The following is a 1,579-nucleotide window of genomic DNA, read 5'->3' on the forward strand; positions in this document are numbered from 1 at the left end:
AGCGCGAACTCGGCATCGCCTTCGTCTTCATCGCCCACGACCTCGCCGTCGTCCGCCACTTCTCCGAACGCGTCGCGGTCATGTACCTCGGCAAGGTGATCGAGATCGGCGACCGCGGGTCCATCCACACCCGGCCCCGTCACCCCTACACCCACGCCCTGCTCTCCGCCGTGCCCGAGGTGGACCCGGACGGCGAACGGGGCGGGCGGCGCCAGCGCATCCGGCTGGCCGGGGACGTGCCCTCCCCCATCGACCCGCCCTCCGGCTGCCGCTTCCGCACCCGCTGCTGGAAGGCGACGGAGAAGTGCGCGAGCGAGGAGCCGCCGCTGGTCCGGGCCGAGGGCAACCACGAGGGCCATCTCACCGCCTGCCACTACCCGGAGGACCCGTCGGCGGCGGCCCGGCAGGGGGACATCGTCCTGGACCCGGCCCTGACGGCACCGGAGGACGCGCGCGGGCCGGGATGCCCGGAAGGTCCCGGGGGCTCGGGAGGCGCCGAGGGCCCGCCGGGTCCGGCGGGCGGACCGGGGACGACGCCGCGCCCGGCCCCGGAGGGCACGGAGACGCCGGGGAACGGACCGGAGAACGGTTGGGGTGCCGGGGGCCGGGTCTGACCTCCCGGGGCCGGGCCCGCCCTCGGGCGCGGGGGCGACGGTCCCAGCCGCGCCACCCGGAGGGCGGGCCGCGTACGGTCCCTCACGGGCGCCCGGCCTTCGGCGCCCGTATGGGGGAGGGACTCCGGGGCGCGCGGGGCGGGTGCTCCGGGGCGCTCCCGTACGGGCTGCCGCAACGCCCTGGACGCGCGGCCCGTGGCGCCCGGCACCCGGCCCCGGCCCCGGCACCCGGCCCCGGCCCCGGCCCCGGCGCGCGGCACCCGGCGCCCGGCGCCCGCCCCTCGGCCCCCGCCGACGGGCACCGCTGCTCCGGCGGCTCCGGCAGCCCTCGGCGGGCCTCAAGGGCACCCCGCCCCCCTCGGCCCCACCGCGCGGCCGTACCGCGCCCGGGGCGCCCGGAACGCGCCGGGGGCCCGCACCTGTCGTAGGCGCGGGCCCCCGGTGGTCCCCCGGATCGGGCCGGTCCCGGCCGGGTCGAGCGGGCTGTGGAAGGTCCGTCCCCCGTGCGGCGACCGACGGGGGAGGGGGTGGGTGTCAGGCGGCCGCCTCGGGCTCCTTGGAGAGCCGGGTGGCGGAGGGGTCCTGCGCGGCCTCGGGGTAGTGGCAGGCGGTGAGGTGGCCGGCGCGGTTGCCCTCGGCCCGGACCAGCGGCGGCTCCTCGCTCGCGCACTTCTCCGTTGCCTTCCAGCAGCGGGTGCGGAAGCGGCAGCCGGAGGGCGGGTTGATGGGCGAGGGCACGTCGCCCTGCAGCCGGATGCGCTCGCGGGGCGTCTCGTCGACCGTGGCCTCCGGCACCGCGGACAGCAGCGCCCGGGTGTAGGGGTGGCGCGGGTTGCCGTACAGGTCCTCGCGGTCCGCGACCTCCATGATCTTGCCGAGGTACATGACCGCGACGCGTTCGGAGAAGTGGCGGACGACGGCGAGGTCGTGGGCGATGAAGACGAAGGCGATGCCGAGTTCGCGCT

2 protein-coding genes are annotated in these 1,579 nt (G+C 78.6%); one reads left to right on the forward strand and one right to left on the reverse strand.

Annotated elements, in window-relative coordinates:
• On the forward strand, positions 1-614 hold a 614-nt coding region (locus tag GTY84_RS29940; RefSeq protein ID WP_345943564.1), incomplete at its 5' end, for an oligopeptide/dipeptide ABC transporter ATP-binding protein.
• Positions 615-1,148: 534 nt separating this feature from the next.
• On the opposite strand, the gene GTY84_RS29945 is transcribed toward GTY84_RS29940, so the two are convergent.
• Positions 1,149-1,579, reverse strand: a 431-nt coding sequence (locus tag GTY84_RS29945; protein WP_161229548.1) for an ABC transporter ATP-binding protein, incomplete at its 5' end; no start/stop codon positions are given.

Source organism: Streptomyces sp. SID8352 (genome assembly GCF_009862265.1).
Taxonomy (GTDB): domain Bacteria; phylum Actinomycetota; class Actinomycetes; order Streptomycetales; family Streptomycetaceae; genus Streptomyces.